14 protein-coding genes are annotated in these 16801 nt (G+C 70.5%); 7 read left to right on the forward strand and 7 right to left on the reverse strand.

Annotation, left to right across the window (positions count from 1 at the left end):
* Positions 1-14: 14 nt before the first annotated feature.
* Positions 15-1346, reverse strand: coding sequence for an MFS transporter (locus OOZ19_RS10680; protein ID WP_266089904.1), 1332 nt, complete (start codon positions 1344-1346; stop codon positions 15-17).
* Between the two features lie 245 nt (positions 1347-1591).
* On the opposite strand from OOZ19_RS10680, the gene OOZ19_RS10685 reads away from it, so the two are divergent.
* Positions 1592-2386: an IclR family transcriptional regulator gene (locus tag OOZ19_RS10685; RefSeq protein ID WP_266089905.1), complete on the forward strand. Its 795-nt coding sequence runs from the start codon at positions 1592-1594 to the stop codon at positions 2384-2386.
* Between the two features lie 4 nt (positions 2387-2390).
* Here the strand turns inward: OOZ19_RS10685 and OOZ19_RS10690 are convergent, their stop codons facing one another.
* Both OOZ19_RS10690 and OOZ19_RS10695 read right to left on the reverse strand, forming a co-directional pair.
* On the reverse strand, positions 2391-2702 hold the full coding sequence (locus OOZ19_RS10690) for an SCO4225 family membrane protein (RefSeq protein ID WP_266089906.1): 312 nt from the start codon (positions 2700-2702) through the stop codon (positions 2391-2393).
* A 111-nt stretch (positions 2703-2813) separates the two neighbouring features.
* Entirely contained in the window at positions 2814-3419 is a 606-nt protein-coding gene (locus tag OOZ19_RS10695) for a class I SAM-dependent methyltransferase (RefSeq protein WP_266089907.1), read from the reverse strand.
* A 100-nt stretch (positions 3420-3519) separates the two neighbouring features.
* Here OOZ19_RS10695 and OOZ19_RS10700 point away from each other — a divergent pair, with 100 nt between their 5' ends.
* The 4 genes from OOZ19_RS10700 to OOZ19_RS10715 all read left to right on the forward strand — a co-directional run bounded on the left by OOZ19_RS10700 (position 3520) and on the right by OOZ19_RS10715 (position 7457).
* On the forward strand, positions 3520-3945 hold the full coding sequence (locus OOZ19_RS10700) for a pyridoxamine 5'-phosphate oxidase family protein (RefSeq protein WP_266089908.1): 426 nt from the start codon (positions 3520-3522) through the stop codon (positions 3943-3945).
* A 174-nt stretch (positions 3946-4119) separates the two neighbouring features.
* Positions 4120-4947, forward strand: a complete 828-nt coding sequence (locus OOZ19_RS10705; protein ID WP_266089909.1) for an SDR family oxidoreductase — start codon at positions 4120-4122, stop codon at positions 4945-4947.
* A gap of 504 nt (positions 4948-5451) precedes the next feature.
* Entirely contained in the window at positions 5452-6447 is a 996-nt protein-coding gene (locus tag OOZ19_RS10710; protein WP_266089910.1) for a chitinase, read from the forward strand.
* Between the two features lie 17 nt (positions 6448-6464).
* Entirely contained in the window at positions 6465-7457 is a 993-nt protein-coding gene (locus OOZ19_RS10715; RefSeq protein WP_266089911.1) for a chitinase, read from the forward strand.
* 285 nt (positions 7458-7742) lie between these two features.
* On the opposite strand, the gene OOZ19_RS10720 is transcribed toward OOZ19_RS10715, so the two are convergent.
* Both OOZ19_RS10720 and OOZ19_RS10725 read right to left on the reverse strand, forming a co-directional pair.
* Positions 7743-9587, reverse strand: a complete 1845-nt coding sequence (locus tag OOZ19_RS10720; protein ID WP_266089912.1) for an ABC transporter ATP-binding protein — start codon at positions 9585-9587, stop codon at positions 7743-7745.
* The gene (locus tag OOZ19_RS10725) at positions 9584-11317 is read right to left on the reverse strand and encodes an ABC transporter ATP-binding protein (protein ID WP_266089913.1); all 1734 of its coding nucleotides are present in this window, start codon (positions 11315-11317) and stop codon (positions 9584-9586) included. The genes OOZ19_RS10720 and OOZ19_RS10725 overlap by 4 nt, the downstream gene beginning before the upstream one ends.
* A 400-nt stretch (positions 11318-11717) precedes the next feature.
* Between OOZ19_RS10725 and OOZ19_RS10730 the strand changes: the two genes are divergently transcribed.
* Together OOZ19_RS10730 and OOZ19_RS10735 are read left to right on the forward strand one after the other, a co-directional pair.
* Positions 11718-13220: an SLC13 family permease gene (locus tag OOZ19_RS10730; RefSeq protein ID WP_266089914.1), complete on the forward strand. Its 1503-nt coding sequence runs from the start codon at positions 11718-11720 to the stop codon at positions 13218-13220.
* A 22-nt stretch (positions 13221-13242) separates the two neighbouring features.
* A complete protein-coding gene (locus OOZ19_RS10735) occupies positions 13243-14403 on the forward strand; it encodes a glycerate kinase family protein (protein ID WP_266089915.1) in 1161 nt (386 codons plus the stop codon).
* A gap of 132 nt (positions 14404-14535) precedes the next feature.
* Here the strand turns inward: OOZ19_RS10735 and OOZ19_RS10740 are convergent, their stop codons facing one another.
* Both OOZ19_RS10740 and OOZ19_RS10745 read right to left on the reverse strand, forming a co-directional pair.
* Positions 14536-15390 carry an alpha/beta hydrolase gene (locus tag OOZ19_RS10740; protein WP_266089916.1) on the reverse strand — a complete coding sequence of 285 codons (855 nt, stop codon included), beginning with the start codon at positions 15388-15390 and terminating at the stop codon, positions 14536-14538.
* Entirely contained in the window at positions 15387-16613 is a 1227-nt protein-coding gene (locus OOZ19_RS10745; RefSeq protein WP_266089917.1) for a metal-dependent hydrolase family protein, read from the reverse strand. The genes OOZ19_RS10740 and OOZ19_RS10745 overlap by 4 nt, the downstream gene beginning before the upstream one ends.
* Positions 16614-16801: the final 188 nt, after the last annotated feature.

A 16801-nucleotide genomic window follows, 5' to 3' on the forward strand; every position in this document is an offset into this window, starting at 1 on the left:
GAGCGCCCTGGCCGCTACCGCTCGCCCGCCGCGGAGATCTCGGTCAGGGTGCGCCCGGCGGTCTCCGGTGCCAGCGCCTGCGACACCAAGGCACCCACCACGCAGATCCCGGCCGCGACGAGCATCGTCGTGCCCGCACCGAGGTCCTGCATGGACCAGGGGAACAGGAAGGTGCCGATGGCGGCGCCGACGCGGCTGATCGCGGTCCCGAATCCCGTTCCGATGCCGCGCAGCTCGGTGGGCAGCACCTCGCCGGGGTAGACGCCGGTGAGCGCGGTGCACATCGCGTTGGCGAAGGCGAAGACCAGGAAGCAGCCCAGGACGATCAGCGGTGGCGCCGACCCCCACAGCGCGATGACGACGAGCACCACCGCGCACACCCACTGCTGCGGGATCGTCAGCTTGCGGCGCCCGATCCGTTCGATGAGCAGGCAGGACACGACGACACCGAGCAGCGCGACTCCGTTGACGCCGATGGCTCCGACGAGGCCGTCCTCGCCGAGGCCGTAGTGCGACAGGACGCTGGCGGAGAACGTGGCGATGGCGAAGTACGGCGTCACGGTGCAGAACCAGAACACCGAGATGAACGTGGTGGCCCGCCAGTACTGCGGCGAGAACAGCATCCGGAACGTGCCCTGGCGCTGCTGCTCCCCGGTGATGTCGGCGCGGTCCGCCTCGTCCTCGATCCAGGTGTCCGCGATCCGCCGGGCCTCCTCGATGCGGCCCTTGCTCATCAACCAGCGCGGCGACTCCGGCACGCCCAGCCTGCCGAGGAACAGGATCACGGCCGGGACGGTGCTCGTCCCGAGGATCACCCGCCAATCCGCGTCCAGCGCCGTCAGCGCGAAACCGACCACGAAGGCGACCACGAATCCGATGTACCAGGCCACTTCCGCGAACGACAGGCACCGGCCGCGCAACCGCGCGGGCGCGAACTCCGCCATCAGCGGCCAGCTGATCGAGTACTCGGCGCCGATCGCCACTCCCATCAGCAACCGCACGACGAACAGCTGCCAGCTCGAATCGACGAAGAACTGCAGCACCGAGCCGACGACGAACATGGCCAGGTCGATCGTGAACATCGGCTTGCGGCCGAACTTGTCCGCGGCCCAGCCGCCCAACGGCCCGCCCGCGAAGATGCCGATCAGCGCCGCGGCCCCGATCAGCCCCTCGCCGTAGACGGACATGTCCAGGTCGGTGGTGATGGTGCCGATCACGGTGCCGACGATGCCCAGGACGTAGCCGTCGATGAACATCCCGCCGGCGACGACGATGGTCAGCCTGATCAGGAATCGCTTCCTGTCGATCGAGCTGCGCGTGGTGTCCGCTACCGAGTTGGAGGTCACCGGCTCGTTTCCTTCCCGCGTGGAGGACTTCGAACCGGCCACGCCCGGCATTGCCGCACGGGTTTATAGCGCGACCCCGCGACCCCGCACGCACTCGGGGCGGTTCGCCCCCAGCACCGGTGACCCGTCCCGCACGACCGGCCACCCCCAGCAGCACGCGTCCACTTTGTGAACGCGACTGTTAGGGTGGTGCCGCGGCAGGTTCAGGGGCCGGAAGCGCTCCGCGCGGCAGGAGGCGGAAACGGATGGGCGAGGCACCCGAGCAATCGGGGATGGTCAACAAATCGGTGACCAAAGCCGTCCGGTTGCTCCGCGAACTGGCCGCTCAACCGCGGACCGGGGCCACCGTCACCACGCTCGCGAAAGCGGCGGGACTGAGCAGGCCGACGGCGTTCCGGCTGCTGCACAGCCTCGAACAGGGCGGTCTCGTCGACCGCATCGACACCAACTACGTCCTCGGCTGGGAACTGGCGCGGCTCGGCCGCAACGCGGACCCGTACGCGGGCCTGGTGGCGCACGCGCAGCCGCTGCTGCAGGAGCTGGCGGACGAGTTCAACGAGTCGGTGACGCTGTCCATCCCGAACGCGCAGGACGGCCTGGACCTGGTCGCCGAAGCCGCGGGCTCGCACGTGGTCGGCGTCCTGTCGCAGAACATGGTCGGCAGGCACTACCCGATGCACGCGAGCTCCACCGGCAAGGTCCTGCTGGCCGAGCAGTCGGCCGATCAGCTGTGCCGCACGCTGCCCGAGGAACTCGAGGCCTTCACCCCGCACACCATCACCGACCGGGCGGCGCTGCTCACGGAACTCGGGCAGGTCCGGGAGCAGGGCTTCGCGACCATCGACAACGAGCTCGAACCCGAGCTGCTCTCGCTGTCGCGCCCCATCCGGGACAGCGCCGGGACCTTGGTGGCGATCCTCACCCTCAACGGTCCCCGGAGCCGCTTCGGCCGCGCCCGCATTCCCGAAGCCCTGCACAAGATGCAGAGCACCGTCGACCGGCTCGCGGAACTCTTCTGGCGCGACTCGGAAAGCGCGTGAGCGGTCACACGCCGCGGCGCGACTCGCTCGGGGTTCCGCAGTAGGCGATGCCGAGCAGCAGTGCTTGGAAGACGGCGGCGAACGCGACACCGGCCCACAGCAGCGGCCCCTCCAGCTGGACGAACACCAGCGAGGTCGGCGCCGTGACCAGGAAGCCCCAGATTCCGGCGAGGCTGGCGTCGGCCCGGTCGACCAGCAACGCGTCCCCCGCGGTCCACAGCCACACCGCGGACACCACCGTCAGGTAACCCAGTCCCGCCGGGTTGAACAGGTACCGGTGGAATGCCGCGGCCCAAGAGCGCTGCGAGCCGTGCATGGGAGACCTCCTGGAAGACGATCGCTGGAACCGATCTCCACTATCCCGGCGGGACGGTTTCGACCGCATGAGCAGTTCTACCCATCCCCACCGACAGTCACCCGCGTCGCGTCATCCGCGGCTCAGCAGCGAGACGAGGAACTCGGAATCCGCGTTGAGCGGACGCAGGTCCCAAGTGGACAGCTTCAGCTCGACCGCCAAGCCGGAATCCGCCGCGTCCGCGAAGAACTCGTCGAACCCGTACCCCCGCCCGGCGCCGAATCCGACCGCGACGCGCCCCTGCGGCGCGAGGTGTTCGCGGAACCGCCGCAGCACCGCGACGCGCGTGCTCGGCGCGCAGAAAGGCAGCACGTTCCCGGCGCACACGACCACGTCGAACGGCTCGGTGACGCCGCGCGCCGGGAGGTCCAGCTCGGCCAGGTCACCGACGAGCCAGCGCGGGCCGGGGTGATCGTGCTCGGCGGCGGCGATCAGCTCCGGGTCGACGTCGACTCCGACGACCTCGTGCCCCGCCGCGGCCAGCTCGGACCCGACCCGGCCGGGGCCGCAGCCCGCGTCGAGGACGCGCGCGCCGCGGGAGACCATCGCGTCCACCATCCGGGCCTCGCCCGCGAGGTCGTCACCGGCCCGCGCCATGCCGCGGATCCGCTCGACGTACCAGGCGGAGTGCCCGGGGTCGGCCGCCACCTTCCGCATCCACATGCTCTGCTCGACCATGCCCCCATCCTCCTCGACCGGTGCGCGGGCACGGCGGGGCGCCCGCCCTTCCGGTTCGCGGATCGCGCGGTCGTCGGTGCCCGCCGCTACCTTCCGTGCCATGGCCTTGTCTGCACAGGAACGAGAGCAATTCCTCGCCGAACCGCACATCGGGGCGCTCGCGGTGGCGTGGACGTCCGATCGAGCGCCGCTGACGGTGCCGATCTGGTACCAGTACTCCCCCGGCGGCGAGCTGTGGATCAGCACGGGTCCGGAGTCGCGGAAGGCGCGGGCGATCCGCGCCGCGGGCCGGTTCAGCCTGATGGTGCAGCGGACGACACCGACGATCCGCTACGTCTCGGTGGAAGGACCGGTCGTCCGGACCGAAGCGGGCACTCCGGAGCGCTCCCTCGAGATGGCGCGGCGCTACCTGCCGCCGCAGCAGGCCGCCGAGTTCGCGGAGTACGAGCGGACCCAGCTCGGCGAGCACGTGGCGATCTACATGCGCCCGGAGCACTGGTTGTCGGCGGACCTGGGCTCGGTGTAGCGGTCCCGCACCGCTCCTCGACCGAGGACGACGGGCGTTCCGGTCGAGGAGCGACTGCCCGCACCTGGTCAAGCTTTAAGTCAGTCAGCTGATCTAGGTGTTAGCGTGGTGGCTGATCAACCGGCACGAGCCGGTTCGGGCAACGTCCGACGAGCTTGAACTGCGAGGAGTCCCATGTCCCCCACCTACGAGCAGCCCGCCCGCGAAGTAGCGGTCGTGATCGGAACGGGCGGCATGGGCCAGGCCATCGCACGCCGCGAGGGCTGCGGACGCAGGCTCGTCCTGGCCGACTTCGACACCGCGCCCCTCGGGCGGTTCGCCGACGTGCTCCGCGACGAAGGTTTCGACGTGACCGCGGTGGAGGTGGACGTCGCGGATCGCGCCTCGGTCGCGTCGGTGGCGGCGCTCGCCGACGGGCTCGGCCCGGTCACCCGCGTCGTGCACACGGCGGGCGTCTCCCCCATCCAGGCCGCCGCGAACGTCATCCTCGCCGTCGACCTCCTCGGGACCGCGTTCGTGCTGGCGGAGTTCGAACGGGTCGTCGCGGCGGGCGGTGCCGGGGTCGTGATCTCCAGCATGTCCGGCCACTTCTCCCGCCTCAGCGCCGAGGACGAGCGGGCACTCGCCGTGACACCGGTCGAGGAACTCCTGGACCTGCCCGTCGTGGCGGCCGTCGCCAGTCCGGAAGCCGCGTATCCGCTGTCCAAGCGGGCCAACCAGCTGCACGTGCAGGCCGCCGCGACGGCCTGGGGCGCGCGCGGCGCCCGGATCAACAGCATCAGCCCCGGAGTCATCTCCACGCCGATGGCGCGCCAGGAGTTGGCCAGCGAGCACGGCGACCGGATGCGCACCATGATCGACGCGTCGGGCACCGGGCGGATCGGCACCACCACCGACATCGCCGACGCGGCGGCCTTCCTGCTCGGCCCGGCGGCCTCGTTCATCACGGGCGCGGACCTCCTCGTCGACGGCGGCGCCGTCGCGGCGAACCGGCGGTTCTGACCGCTCCACCGCTATTCCTGATGTCCATCGTGGACGTATGGATCGGCGTCGGTTCGCGCCGCTCGTCGAGTTCCACGGACCGGACGAAGACCGCCCCTTTCCCAGAATTGCCATTCGGCGTCCGCGAATCAGGCGCCACGAATGAAATTCGCGGCTCTTTCGACGAGGAGGGAGCACGACCACGCCGCGTCAACGCGCCGGCCGGGCAATCCGGCACCACGGGGGCGCGGCCCGTTCTTCCCGAATCGCCGATTCCGCAATCCTGCACAAGGACGACTCCACGTACCGCACGATGGCGGAATCTCCGGGCAGAGCTTGGCGAAAAAGGTCTAGACCCATTGACGCCGTGATCGGGTCCACATAGGTTTGCCGCCCGTCGGCAGCGGCGCCGAACACGTCGCGCCGACCCGTCCGCAGCAGAACCCGGACCGAGCGCGGCGCGTTCCGGGATCTCCTGACCACACCACACCGGTCCCCGGACCGGGCGGGTAGAGGAGAACACCCTTGACGACGAAACCGATCCGATGGGCGGCGCTGGCGGCCGGCCTGCTGGTGCTGCCGTTCACCGGCGGCCCCGCGGCCGAGGCCGCGCCCGGCGAACTCCGCTCCGCGCCGTACTACATGCCGCTGGACAACGCCCCGCAGGACATCACCGAGGCGATCGAGGCCAGCGGCCAGAAGGACTACATCTTCGCCTTCGTGCTCGCACCCGACGCCGGTAGCTGCACCCCCACCTGGGACGGCAAACCGGGCCAGGAGGTCGAGACCGACACCGCGGTCAAGGCGAAGGCCGACGCCGTGCGCGCGGCGGGTGGCGACCTGTCGGTGTCCTTCGGCGGTTACAACGGCATCGACCTCGGTGCCGCCTGCCCGGACTCCGCCTCGCTCGCGGGCGCCTACCAGCAAGTGATCGACAAGTACGGGCTCACCCACATCGACCTCGACGTCGAAGGCGACGACCTCGGCGACGTGCCGGGCGAGACCAAGCGCTTCGAGGCGATCAAGACGCTCAAGCAGAACAACCCCGAGCTGCACGTCACGCTGACGCTGCCGACCACCACCATCGGGCTCAACGACGCGGGCAAGGCGGAGATCCAGCGCGCCAAGGACATCGGCGCCGAGATCGACCTGTACAAGGTCATGGACTTCGACTACGGCGGCCCCGCCGACGACATGGCCAACAGCGCGATCGGCGTGGCCGAGGCGGTCCACGAGCAGATCCGCGAACTGCACCCCGAGCTCGACGACGCCGCCGCCTACGCGCGCACCGGCGTCATCCTCATGAACGGGCACACCGACCAGCCCAGCGAGCTGTTCACCCAGGACACCTTCCGCGCGGTGCTCGACTACGCGAAGCAGCACCAGCTCGGCAGGCTCTCGTACTGGTCGATGAACCGGGACCGGGTCTGCACCGAGGACGGCGGCTGGGCCGACGGCAAGTGCAGCAGCGTCGAGCAGCAGCCGTACGAGTTCACCCAGATCTTCGCCGAATACCAGTGAAACCAGGAGAATCGCAGATGAAACCCCTGTCCAAGCTGGTGGCCGCGATCGCCGCCACCACGGTGCTCCCGCTGTCCGCGGTCTCCGCGGGCGCCGCCGAACCGGCCCCGGCCGCACCTCCCGCGCCGCAGGCACCGGCCGCGGAGATGAAGGTCGCGCCGTACATCGACATCACCCAGGACAAGCCCACGCTCGCCGAGGTCGCGACCGCCACCGGGCAGAAGAACTTCACGCTCGCCTTCGTGCTCGGCAGCGCCGCCGGGTGCACCCCCATGTGGGGCGGCGAGAAGGCGCTGGACGACCCGAGCATCGTCGGCCAGATCGACGAGCTCCGCGCGCAGGGCGGGGACGTCATCGTCGCCACCGGCGGCGCGATGGGCCCGTACCTGGAGAGCGTGTGCGGCAGCGCGGACGAACTCCTCGGCGCCTACAAGCAGATCCTCGACGTCACCGGCAGCAACCACCTCGACGTCGACGTCGAGGCGACCATCCCGGAGGACGTCGCCAACGAGGCGCTGGCGAAGTTGCAGGCCGAGCGCGGCACGAAGGTCAGCTACACGCTGCGCGTGCAGAGCGACGACACCGGGCTCGACCCGTACTCGCTGCAGGTGCTGCAGAGCGCCGCGAAGCACGGGGTCGACGTGCTGGTGAACCCGATGGCCATGGAGTTCGGCTCCACCAAGCCCTGGGGTGACGCGGTGATCGCGGCCTCCGAGAGCGTGCTGAAGCAGATGAAGGAGATCTGGCCGGACCTCAGCGACGCCGACCTGAAGGCCCGCCTCGGCGTGACCCCGATGATCGGCCGCAACTACAACGGCAACATCTTCACCCCGGACAACGCCCGCCAGCTGCTGGACTGGGCCAACGCGAACCAGATCGGGCTGCTGTCGTTCTGGTCGGCGGGCCGCGACAACGGGAGCTGCCCCGGCGGCGCGGTCTCCCCGACGTGCAGCAGCATCGAGCAGGCGCCGTACGAGTTCACCAACATCGTCAAGGGATTCGGCGCCTGACCGACCCCGCGACCGCGAACGCCCCATCCGGCCCGCCGGGTGGGGCGTTCTCCTCGTGCGGCCCCGCGGAGCCCCGGAGCGCGTCCTTCGAACTTCCGCTCCGGCGTTCCCCCGGGTCGTTCGTGGCGTCCTGTCAGCGGCGACCGCCCGGACACCGGCACGGCTGCGGGTTCTCAGCGAACTCCTCGCGAGGACCGCGATTTCGCTCGGACGTGCATCAGGAATCGATCCCGGCGAGAAGGCCGCGGAGGTTCCACCGCCACGCAGAACGAGCTCACCAAGTCCTCAGCCGCCCTCCGGCGCGGCCGGACCGGTGAACTGGGCAGAGTGCAGCGCCGCGTACGCCCCACCGGCGGCGATCAGCCCGTCGTGCGAGCCCTGCTCGATGATCGCGCCACCGTCCATGACCAGGATCGTGTCGGCGTCGCGGATCGTGGACAGCCGGTGCGCGATGACGAACGCGGTGCGCCCGGTGCGCAACGTGGCCATCGCGCGCTGGATCAGCGCCTCGGTCCGGGTGTCGACGGAACTGGTCGCCTCGTCGAGCACGAGGATCGACGGGTCGGCGAGGAACGCCCGCGCGATCGTGATCAGCTGCTTCTCCCCCGCGCTGACACCGGTGCCCTCGTCGTCCAGGACGGTGTCGTAGCCGTCCGGCAAGCTGCGGGCGAAGTGGTCGACGTGCGCGGCCTTGGCGGCCTCGACGACCTCCTCGCGGGTCGCGTCCTGCTTGCCGTAGGCGATGTTCTCCGCGATGGTGCCGCCGAACAGCCAGGTGTCCTGCAGGACCATGCCGGTCGCGGCGCGCAACCGCTCCCTGGACATCGTGCGGGTGTCGACGCCGTCCAGGGTGATCCGGCCCGCGCTGATCTCGTAGAACCGCATCAGCAGGTTGACCAGGGTGCTCTTGCCCGCCCCGGTGGGGCCGACGATGGCGACCGTGTCGCCCGGCTCGGCGATCAGCGAGAGATCGTCGATCAGCGGCTCGTCCTGCTGGTAGCGGAACGCCACGTGCTCGAACGCGACCCGGCCGCGCGGGCGGTCGGAGGCGGGAGCGTCGTCGGGCGACGGTTCCTGCTCGGGCGCGTCGAGGAAGTCGAAGACCCGCTCCGCCGAAGCGAGTCCGGACTGCAGGAGCGCGGCCATGCTCGCCACCTGCGTCAGCGGCTGGCTGAACTGCCGGGAGTACTGCACGAACGCCTGCACGTCCCCGACCGACAGCGCGCCGGACGCGACGCGGAGCCCACCGACCACCGCGACCAGCAGGTAGTTCAGGTTGCTCAGGAACATCATGCTCGGCTGGATCAGCCCCGACAGGAACTGGGCGCGGAACCCGGCCGTCGCCAACTCCTCGTTGCGCGCCCGGAAGGTCTCGGCCGCGTCCTGCTGGCGGCCGAACGCCTTGATGGTGGAGTGCCCGGTGTACATCTCCTCGATGTGCCCGTTGAGCTCGCCGGTGCTCTTCCACTGCGCCGCGAACTGCGGCTGCGCCCGCTTGCCGATCCGGTACGTGACCAGCGCCGACAGCGGGATGCTCAGCAGCGCGAACAGCGCCAGCAGCCCGGAGATGGAGAACATCACCGCGAGCACGCCGAAGATGGTCAGCACCGAGACGACCACCTGCGAGAGCGTCTGCTGCAGCGACTGGCCCACGTTGTCGATGTCGTTGGTGACCCGGCTGAGCACCTCACCGCGGGACTGGCGGTCGAAGTGGCTCACCGGCAGCTTCGCGAGCTTCGCCTCCGCGTCCCGGCGCAACCGGCTCGCCGTGCGCTGCACGGCGCCGTTGGTCAGGCGGGCTTGTGCGACCCCGAACAAGCCGGAGGCGGCGTAGACCGCCAGTGCCACCAGCAGGACGGAACCGACCGCGGCGAAGTCGACGCCGCCGCCTCGGCCGGCGCCCGCGACGATCAGGTCGGTGGCCTGCCCGAGGTACTTGGGCCCGAGCACGCTCAGCGCCACGCTCACCACGGCCAGCAGCACCACGACGACCAGCAGCGGCCGTTCGGGGCCGAGCCGTCCGAGCAGCCGCCGTCCCGAGGCGACGAAGCCGGTGGGCCGGTTCCGGTCGGGCGGGCGCTGCGACGTGGTCCCCTCGCCGGTCGGGCGGGTCCGTGCGGGGGCGCTCATGCCGCTTCCTCCTCGGTCAGCTGCGACAGGACGATCTCCCGGTAGGTCTCGTTGCCCTCCATCAGCTCCTGGTGGGTGCCCACCCCGACGAGCCGTCCCGCGTCGAGCACCAAGATGCGATCGGCGTCGCGGATCGTGTTGACCCGCTGGGCGACGATGACGACCGTCGCCTCCGCCGTCTCCTGCCGCAGCCCGGCCCGGACCTGCGCGTCGGTGGCGTAGTCCAGCGCGGAGAACGAGTCGTCGAACAGGTGGATCTCGGGGCGCCGCACCAGTGCCCTGGCGATGGCGAGCCGCTGGCGCTGGCCGCCGGAGACGTTGCTGCCGCCTTGGGACAGCGGGGCGTCGAGCCCGCCGGGCAGCCGGCGCACGAACTCGGCGGCCTGCGCGATCTCCAGCGCGTGCCAGAGGTCGTCGTCGGTGGCGTCCGGGTCGCCGTAGCGCAGGTTGCTCGCCACGGTGCCGGAGAACAGGTACGGGCGTTGCGGGACGACCGCGACGGTCCGGGTCAGCGTCGCCGGATCCAGGTCCCGGACGTCGACCCCGTCGATCAGGATCGTGCCGGTCGTGGCGTCGGACAACCGGGGGATCAGGTTGATCAGGGTGCTCTTGCCGCTGCCGGTGCTGCCGATGATCGCCGTGGTCTCGCCGGGCCGGGCGTGGAAGTCGATGCCTTGCAGCACCGGTTCCTCCGCGCCCGGGTAGCGGAAGCCGACGTCGCGCAGTTCCAGGTGGCCGCGCCGGTGGAGTTCCCGGACGGGGCGCCTCGGCGGGCGGACCGTGCTCTCGGTGTCGAGCACTTCCTGGATGCGTTCGGCGCACACCTCGGCGCGCGGGATCATCATGAACATGAACGTCGCCATCATCACCGACATGAGGATCTGCATCAGGTAGCTCAGGAAGGCGACGAGCGCGCCGACCTGCATCGCGCCGGAATCGATGCGCCCGGCGGCGAACCAGGTCACGGCCACGCTGGACACGTTCACCACGATCATCACCGTGGGGAACATCAGCGCCATCAGGTTCCCGACGCGCAGCGCGGTGCCGGTCAGCTCGGCGTTCGCCTCGCCGAACCGGCGCTGCTCGTGGACGTCCTTGTTGAACGCGCGGATGACCTGCAACCCGTTGATCTGCTCGCGCAGGATGCGGTTGACGGTGTCGATGCGCACCTGCATGGCGCGGAACAGCGGGCGCAACCGGGCGACGAGCAGCGCGATCAGCACGCCCAGCAGCGGCACGACCACCACGAGCAGGCCGGAGAGCACCGCGTCCTGGTCCAGCGCCAGCACGATCCCGCCGACGCACATGATCGGCGCCGTGATCATCAGCGTGAAGGTGACCAGCACCAGCATCTGGATCTGCTGGACGTCGTTGGTCGTGCGGGTGATCAGCGACGGCGCCCCGAAACGCCCCACCTCGCGCGCGGAGAAGGACTGCACCTGGTCGAACACCGAGGCGCGCAGGTCGCGGCCGAGCGCCGTCGCGGTCCGGGCGCCGAAGCCGACGGCGCCGATCGCGCAGATCAGCTGCACCGCCGCCACGACGAGCATGACGCCGCCGACGCGCAGGATGTGGCCTTGGTCGCCGGTGAGCACGCCGTTGTCGATGATGTCGGCGTTCAGCGCGGGCAGGTACAGCGTGGCGACCGTCTGGACCAGCTGGAGCACCACCAGCGCGATGATCGGCAACGCGTAGGGCCGCAGGTGGGCCCGCAGTAATCGGAGCAGCACGCGATCCCTCTGCGGAAGTCGGGGAGACCTCCGCGGACGGCGAAGGACCACCGGCCAGCTTAACCGTTGTTCGACGTGCGGTTACGCCGTTCGACCTCGGCCCTCGGGGCCGGGCGGGCGTTGTGCGCACGTTGTGCGCTGGTGTCCGAATGGCGCGGCCTCGGCGGGATTCTCGCTGCGGGACCAGTTCCCCAGTGGCTCCGCCGCGAGGGGAAGTGCTGTCCCCCGCGAGAATCCCGCTGCGAACCCGCGGGTGGTTCCACCGCTCTGGTGGTCGGTGCTCATCGATTCCGCCGTTTTGACAAGACCGGAGGGCTCGCCTGCTTCGTCCCCGCGCACATGAGGTCGTCCTCATCGAAAGTTCACGGTGCGCTCAGCCTGGGCGTCGAAGGTTCACCCCATGGACGCCGAGCGGGATACCGAACCGGTGCGCACGGACTACGCGACGCGGCCGATGCGCGCCGCCGGTCTCGCGCCGGAACCGCAGTCGGGCAACGGCTGGGCGATCGTGTTCACCCTGGTCGCGCTCGGCGCGCTGGGGGTGCTGGCGGTCATTCCGGGCACGCTCGGCGGGCCCGGTGAGCTCGGATGGCACGGCCTGCTGACGTTCTTGGTGTTCGCGGTGGCGGTCGGCGGCTGGATGAGTTCCCGGCTCGACGACACGTTCGTCGCGGTGGCCGCGGCCGTGCTGCTGGTCGTGTTCGGGGTGCTGGATTCCGAGGACGTGTTCGAGCCGCTCGGCGAGGACCAGATCTGGCTGCTGATCGCGGCGTTCATCCTGGCCGCCGGGATCAACGCGACCGGGCTGCCCGCCCGGCTGTCGGTCGCGCTCGTGGCCCGCGCCCGCCGGCCTCGCGGGCTGTTCCACCTGATCACCGCTTCGCTCGTGATCACCGCTCTGCTGGTGCCGAGCACCAGCGGGCGGGCGGCGCTGGTGCTGCCCTTCTACCTCACCTTGGCCGCGGCGTTCGCGGCGCGGGAACGGCTGGTCCGAGCGCTCGCGGTGCTGTTCCCGACCGTGGTGCTGCTCTCGGCCGTCGCCAGCCTCGTCGGGGCCGGCGCGCACCTGGTGACCAGCGAGATCCTCGCGAGCACCGTCGACGTGCGCATCGGGTTCGCGCAGTGGTTGTGGTGGGGGTTGCCGTTCGCGGTGGCGAGTTCGCACTTGGCCGCCGAGGTCGTGCTGGCGCTGTTCACCCGCCACGCCGATCGCCGCGCCCCGCTGCGGGTCGACGCCGAGGCGCTGCGCGCGCAGCTGGAGGTTCCGGATCGGATGCGGCGCGACGAGATCCGCGCGGCGGCGCTGCTGGGCGTCGTGGTGCTGCTGTGGAGCACCGAGCCGCTGCACGGCCTGTCCCCCGCCCTCGTCGCGCTCGGCGGCGCGGTGCTGATCACCTCGCCGCGGCTCGGAACGGTGCGCTTCGGCGCGGCGCTGTCCGAGATCCCCTGGTCGTTGCTGCTGTTCATGGCCGCCACCGGCGCGCTCGGTACCGGGTTGACCGAGTCGGGCGCCGCCCAGTGGGCCGTGACGAGCTTCCTGAGCGGGGCGCCGCGCTCGACGGTGCTGCTGACCGTGGTGGTGCTCAGCGTCGCCGCGCACCTGGTGGTGCAGTCCCGCTCGGCGCGGTCCTCGGTGCTGATCCCGCTCGTCGTGCCCGCCGCGCTCGCCGTCGGCATGAACCCGGTGGCGCTGGCGTTCGCCTCGACGGCCGCGGCGGGTTTCTGCCACACCCTGCCGTCGTCGGCGAAGCCGGTCGCGATGTTCGCCCGGATCGAGCAGGCGCCGACCTTCGCCCCGCGCGATCTGCTGAAGCTCTCCGCGCTGCTCGGACCGGTGATGGTCGTGCTGGTCCTGCTGTTCACCCGCTTCGTCTGGCCGCCGCTCGGCCTGCACCTCGACTGACAAGTCCACAATGGAGGAAACCATGTTCCGCTTTCTCGTCGCTCCCACCGGGTTCAAGGAGTGCCTGGACGCCGATGCCGTCGCCGCCGGCATCCGCGCTGGCATCCGCAGGGTGGTCCCGGCCGCGATCGTCGACACCGTCCCGCTGATCGACGGCGGCGAGGGATCCGCCCGCATGCTGGCGAAGTCGACCGGCGGCGAGCTGGTCCCGGCGACCGTCACCGGACCGGTCGGCGCCCCCGTCGAGTCGCACTTCGCGCTGCTCGGCGGGACCGAACGGGGAACCGCGTTCGTGGAAGTGGCGGCTGCGGCGGGGCTTTCCCTGGTGCCGCGGGGAAAGCGCGATCCCGGCCGCACGTCGAGCCGCGGTGTCGGCGAGCTGATCGCGGCGGCGCTGGACGCCGGCGCCAAGAAGATCATCGTCGGTTGCGGTGATTCCGGGATCTGCGATGGCGGCGCGGGAGCGTTGCAGGCCCTCGGAGTCCGCGTGCTCGACGACTCCGGGCACGACGTCGGCCCCGGCGGCGTGCCCCTGCGCCAGGTGCGGCTGATCGACGCGGACGGCGTGGACCCCCGATTGTCCGCGGTGGAGGTCGTGGTCGCGGTCAACCCGAAGAACGTGCTCAGCGGCCCGAAGGGCGTCGCGCACGTCTACGGCCCGCAGAAGGGCGCGTCACCGGCGCAGGTGGCGCAGCTGGCGGCGGCGATGCACCGCTGGGGACTGCTGCTGCACCGGCACAGCGGCATCGACTTCGCCGAGCTGCCCGGCGGCGGCGCCTCGGGCGGAGTCGGCGCGGGGCTCGCCGGGGTGCTCGGCGCCCGGCTCGCCTCGCGGTTCGACGTCTTCATCGAGAGCACCGACCTGGATCTGCGGCTGCGCGCCGCCGACCTGGTGCTCACCGCCGAAGGCGCCATCGACGCCTCCACCGCCCTCGGCAAGATCCCCTCCGAGGTCGCGCGCCGCGCGAAGCGCCAGGGCAAGCCGGTGATCGCGCTGTGCGGCACCATCGGCCCCGGTGCCGAGAGCAGCTACGACACCGGGATCGACGCCTACGCCGGCATCCTCACCGGACCGGTGGCGCTCGCCGACGCGATCGAAAGCGCCCCCGAACTCCTCGCCGACGCCACCGCCCGCACCCTCCGCATGCTCCTGGTCGGCAGCACCCTGCGCGTCGCGGCCTAGTACTGCGACGGCACTCTCGCGAGCAGGTGGACCACGTTGCGGGCGATGGAGATGGTGGTGGCTGAGCCGGATCGGGTCCACGGGCGGGCTTCGGGTCGTCCCACGGGGCCGGTGCCGCGGATGCGTTCGCGCTCACCGGGCCCGGCAGGTCCTGAGGTAGCTGAGGAACGATGCCTGGAGGCCGGTCACGTGCGTTTCGCGCAGGACCGCGCTGGTGACGGCTCCGCCGCGTGAGGTGAGGCGGTGGAGGACGGTGGCCGTGCTCTTCGTGATGCTCTGGTAGATGGCCAGGTCTCCGAGCAGCTCTCGCTCGTTGAGGGTCACGTGGAGCTTGGCGGCGTGCTGCCTGTCACCCATCTCCTGGAGCTGGGCGAAGATCTGGCTGTCCTCACCGGCGACGCCGGGGCTGCCCGCTCCGATGCTCTCGAAGAGCGCGTTGCCGGTGAGCCAGGTGTAGAGGCTGAAGAGGCCGCCGTAGGAGTAGCCGAAAAGGCCGTGACCGCTCGTGGCCGTGCCGTAGTCGCGTTCGATCCGCGGGTGCAGTTCCGCGGTGAGGAAGCTCAGGAACGCATCGGCGTGGGTGTCGCGCAGTTCGGCGAGGTAGGCGTCGGTTTCCTCGCGCGTCCTCGCGCCCGCTCGATATCCCGCCTCCACGGCATCGATGAGCTCCTCGGCGATGGGCTCGCCGGGGGGCACGAGGTCTCTGTTGCGCAGCCGATCCCAGTGCTGCGCGTCTTCGCCCGCGTAGCCGACGCTGACCTGGATGTAGGGCTGGATCCGCTGCATGGGATCCGCTTGGGTGACGATGAGCGGAGCCGTCATGCCCACGGCCCAGTTGCCGTCGAGCACGTACACGGCAGGTGCTCGCGTCGTGGCGGGGTCGTAGCCCGGTGGCGTGGTGACCCAGACGCCGTAGTCGTGCCCCCCGCTGGAGCGCATCTCGAAGTAGTCGGTGTCGGCGAGGCAGCCTTGCCACATGGTGCTCATCGGAGGTCCTTCACAACACGTCCGGCTTGGACGACGAATACGGCATTGGCGGGGTCGGAGAAAAGCTTCGGATCTTCGAGCGGGTTGCCGTTCCAGAGCACGAGGTCTGCTTGCATGCCGGGAGCGATGACCCCCACCTGGTCGGACAAGCCGAGGATTTCGGCGTTGGTCTTCGTGGCCGCCACGAGTGCTTCCATCGGCGTCTCCAGCTCTGCGCGCAACGTGAGCTCTTCGCCTCGACGGTCCTGAGCCGGACCGATGAGATCGGAACCCAGCCCGATCCGCACTCCGGCCTCCTTGGCGACGGCGAGCGCCTCGGTCATCCGCTCACGAACGCCCGGCACACGATCGCGGGTCGACTCGCCGAGACCTGCTCCAGCGGTGTCGTGCAGCAGTTGCTCGACGACAGCGAACGTGGGCACGAGGGCGACCTCGCGAGCGGCCATCAGGGTGGCCGTGGACTCGTCGAGGTCGGTGCCGTGTTCGACGCAGCGCACCCCGGCCTCGACCGCGTTCCGAACGCCTTCGTTGTTGTGGGCGTGGACCGTCACGTAGGTGCCCCGTGCCGCAGCTTCTTGAACAGCGACGGCGATCTCTTCCACGGTGAACTGGGTGTCGGCCAACCGGTCGTGCGCGCCGACCACTCCGCCGGTCGCGCAGAGCTTCAGGAAGGAGGCTCCGCGGCGGAAGGCCTCGCGCACGTTGCCGCGCAGCTCGCCTGCGTTGCCCGACATCGTGGACAGGGCGACCAGACCGGGAACGTGATGGCTGCTCCACAGCTCGGTGGGTTCCCAGTCGGCTCCGTAGTAGCCGTGCCCACCGGTCTGGCACTGGACAGGTCCGCACGACAGGACGCGTGGCCCCCTGACCTTGCCCTTGGCGATCGTGGTGACGACGCCGCCGTCGATCCCGCCGGTGTCCCGAACGGTCGTGAAGCCGGCGTCGAGCGTCGCGCCGGCCGTGGCGAAGATGTCTGCCGCGATCTCGGCGGCACTGATCCGGAACGAGAACTGCGGCTGGATCGGGCTCGACAAGCCCAGGTGTACGTGGGCGTCGATCAGGCCGGGCGTCATCGTCAGCCCCCCGGCATCGATGCGCGCGCCGCGTGCGCCGGAGGCACCGAGCTGGGCGATGCGCCCGTCTTCGACGGTGACGTCGACGTCGACGGGGTCGCGCCCCGACCCGTCGACGACCGCCGCGCCGGTGATCTGAAAAGGTCCCACGAGTCATGTCCTCCGCCCTCGGTGAGCTGACTGGGACCATGGTCGGAGCACCACGGCACATCAGTCTTTTCCAATGGATAAACTGCGGGAGTGATCCTGTCAAGCACGGAACGCACCGGCGACGCACGCGAGCGCCTCCTGGCTCGGCTTCTCGACGCCTTCGCCGAGGCCCTTCCCGCACCGGAGGT

Source organism: Saccharopolyspora sp. NFXS83, from assembly GCF_026241095.1.
Taxonomy (GTDB): domain Bacteria; phylum Actinomycetota; class Actinomycetes; order Mycobacteriales; family Pseudonocardiaceae; genus Saccharopolyspora_C.

Excerpts from the sequence above, each read along its gene's own strand:
- OOZ19_RS10685 (WP_266089905.1), top strand. The coding sequence starts at position 1,592 with ATGGGCGAGGCACCCGAGCAATCGGGGATGGTCAACAAATCGGTGACC.
- OOZ19_RS10690 (WP_266089906.1), bottom strand. The coding sequence starts at position 2,702 with ATGCACGGCTCGCAGCGCTCTTGGGCCGCGGCATTCCACCGGTACCTG.
- OOZ19_RS10695 (WP_266089907.1), bottom strand. The coding sequence starts at position 3,419 with ATGGTCGAGCAGAGCATGTGGATGCGGAAGGTGGCGGCCGACCCCGGG.
- OOZ19_RS10700 (WP_266089908.1), top strand. The coding sequence starts at position 3,520 with ATGGCCTTGTCTGCACAGGAACGAGAGCAATTCCTCGCCGAACCGCAC.
- OOZ19_RS10705 (WP_266089909.1), top strand. The coding sequence starts at position 4,120 with ATGTCCCCCACCTACGAGCAGCCCGCCCGCGAAGTAGCGGTCGTGATC.
- OOZ19_RS10715 (WP_266089911.1), top strand. The coding sequence starts at position 6,465 with ATGAAACCCCTGTCCAAGCTGGTGGCCGCGATCGCCGCCACCACGGTG.
- OOZ19_RS10720 (WP_266089912.1), bottom strand. The coding sequence starts at position 9,587 with ATGAGCGCCCCCGCACGGACCCGCCCGACCGGCGAGGGGACCACGTCG.
- OOZ19_RS10730 (WP_266089914.1), top strand. The coding sequence starts at position 11,718 with ATGGACGCCGAGCGGGATACCGAACCGGTGCGCACGGACTACGCGACG.
- OOZ19_RS10735 (WP_266089915.1), top strand. The coding sequence starts at position 13,243 with ATGTTCCGCTTTCTCGTCGCTCCCACCGGGTTCAAGGAGTGCCTGGAC.
- OOZ19_RS10740 (WP_266089916.1), bottom strand. The coding sequence starts at position 15,390 with ATGAGCACCATGTGGCAAGGCTGCCTCGCCGACACCGACTACTTCGAG.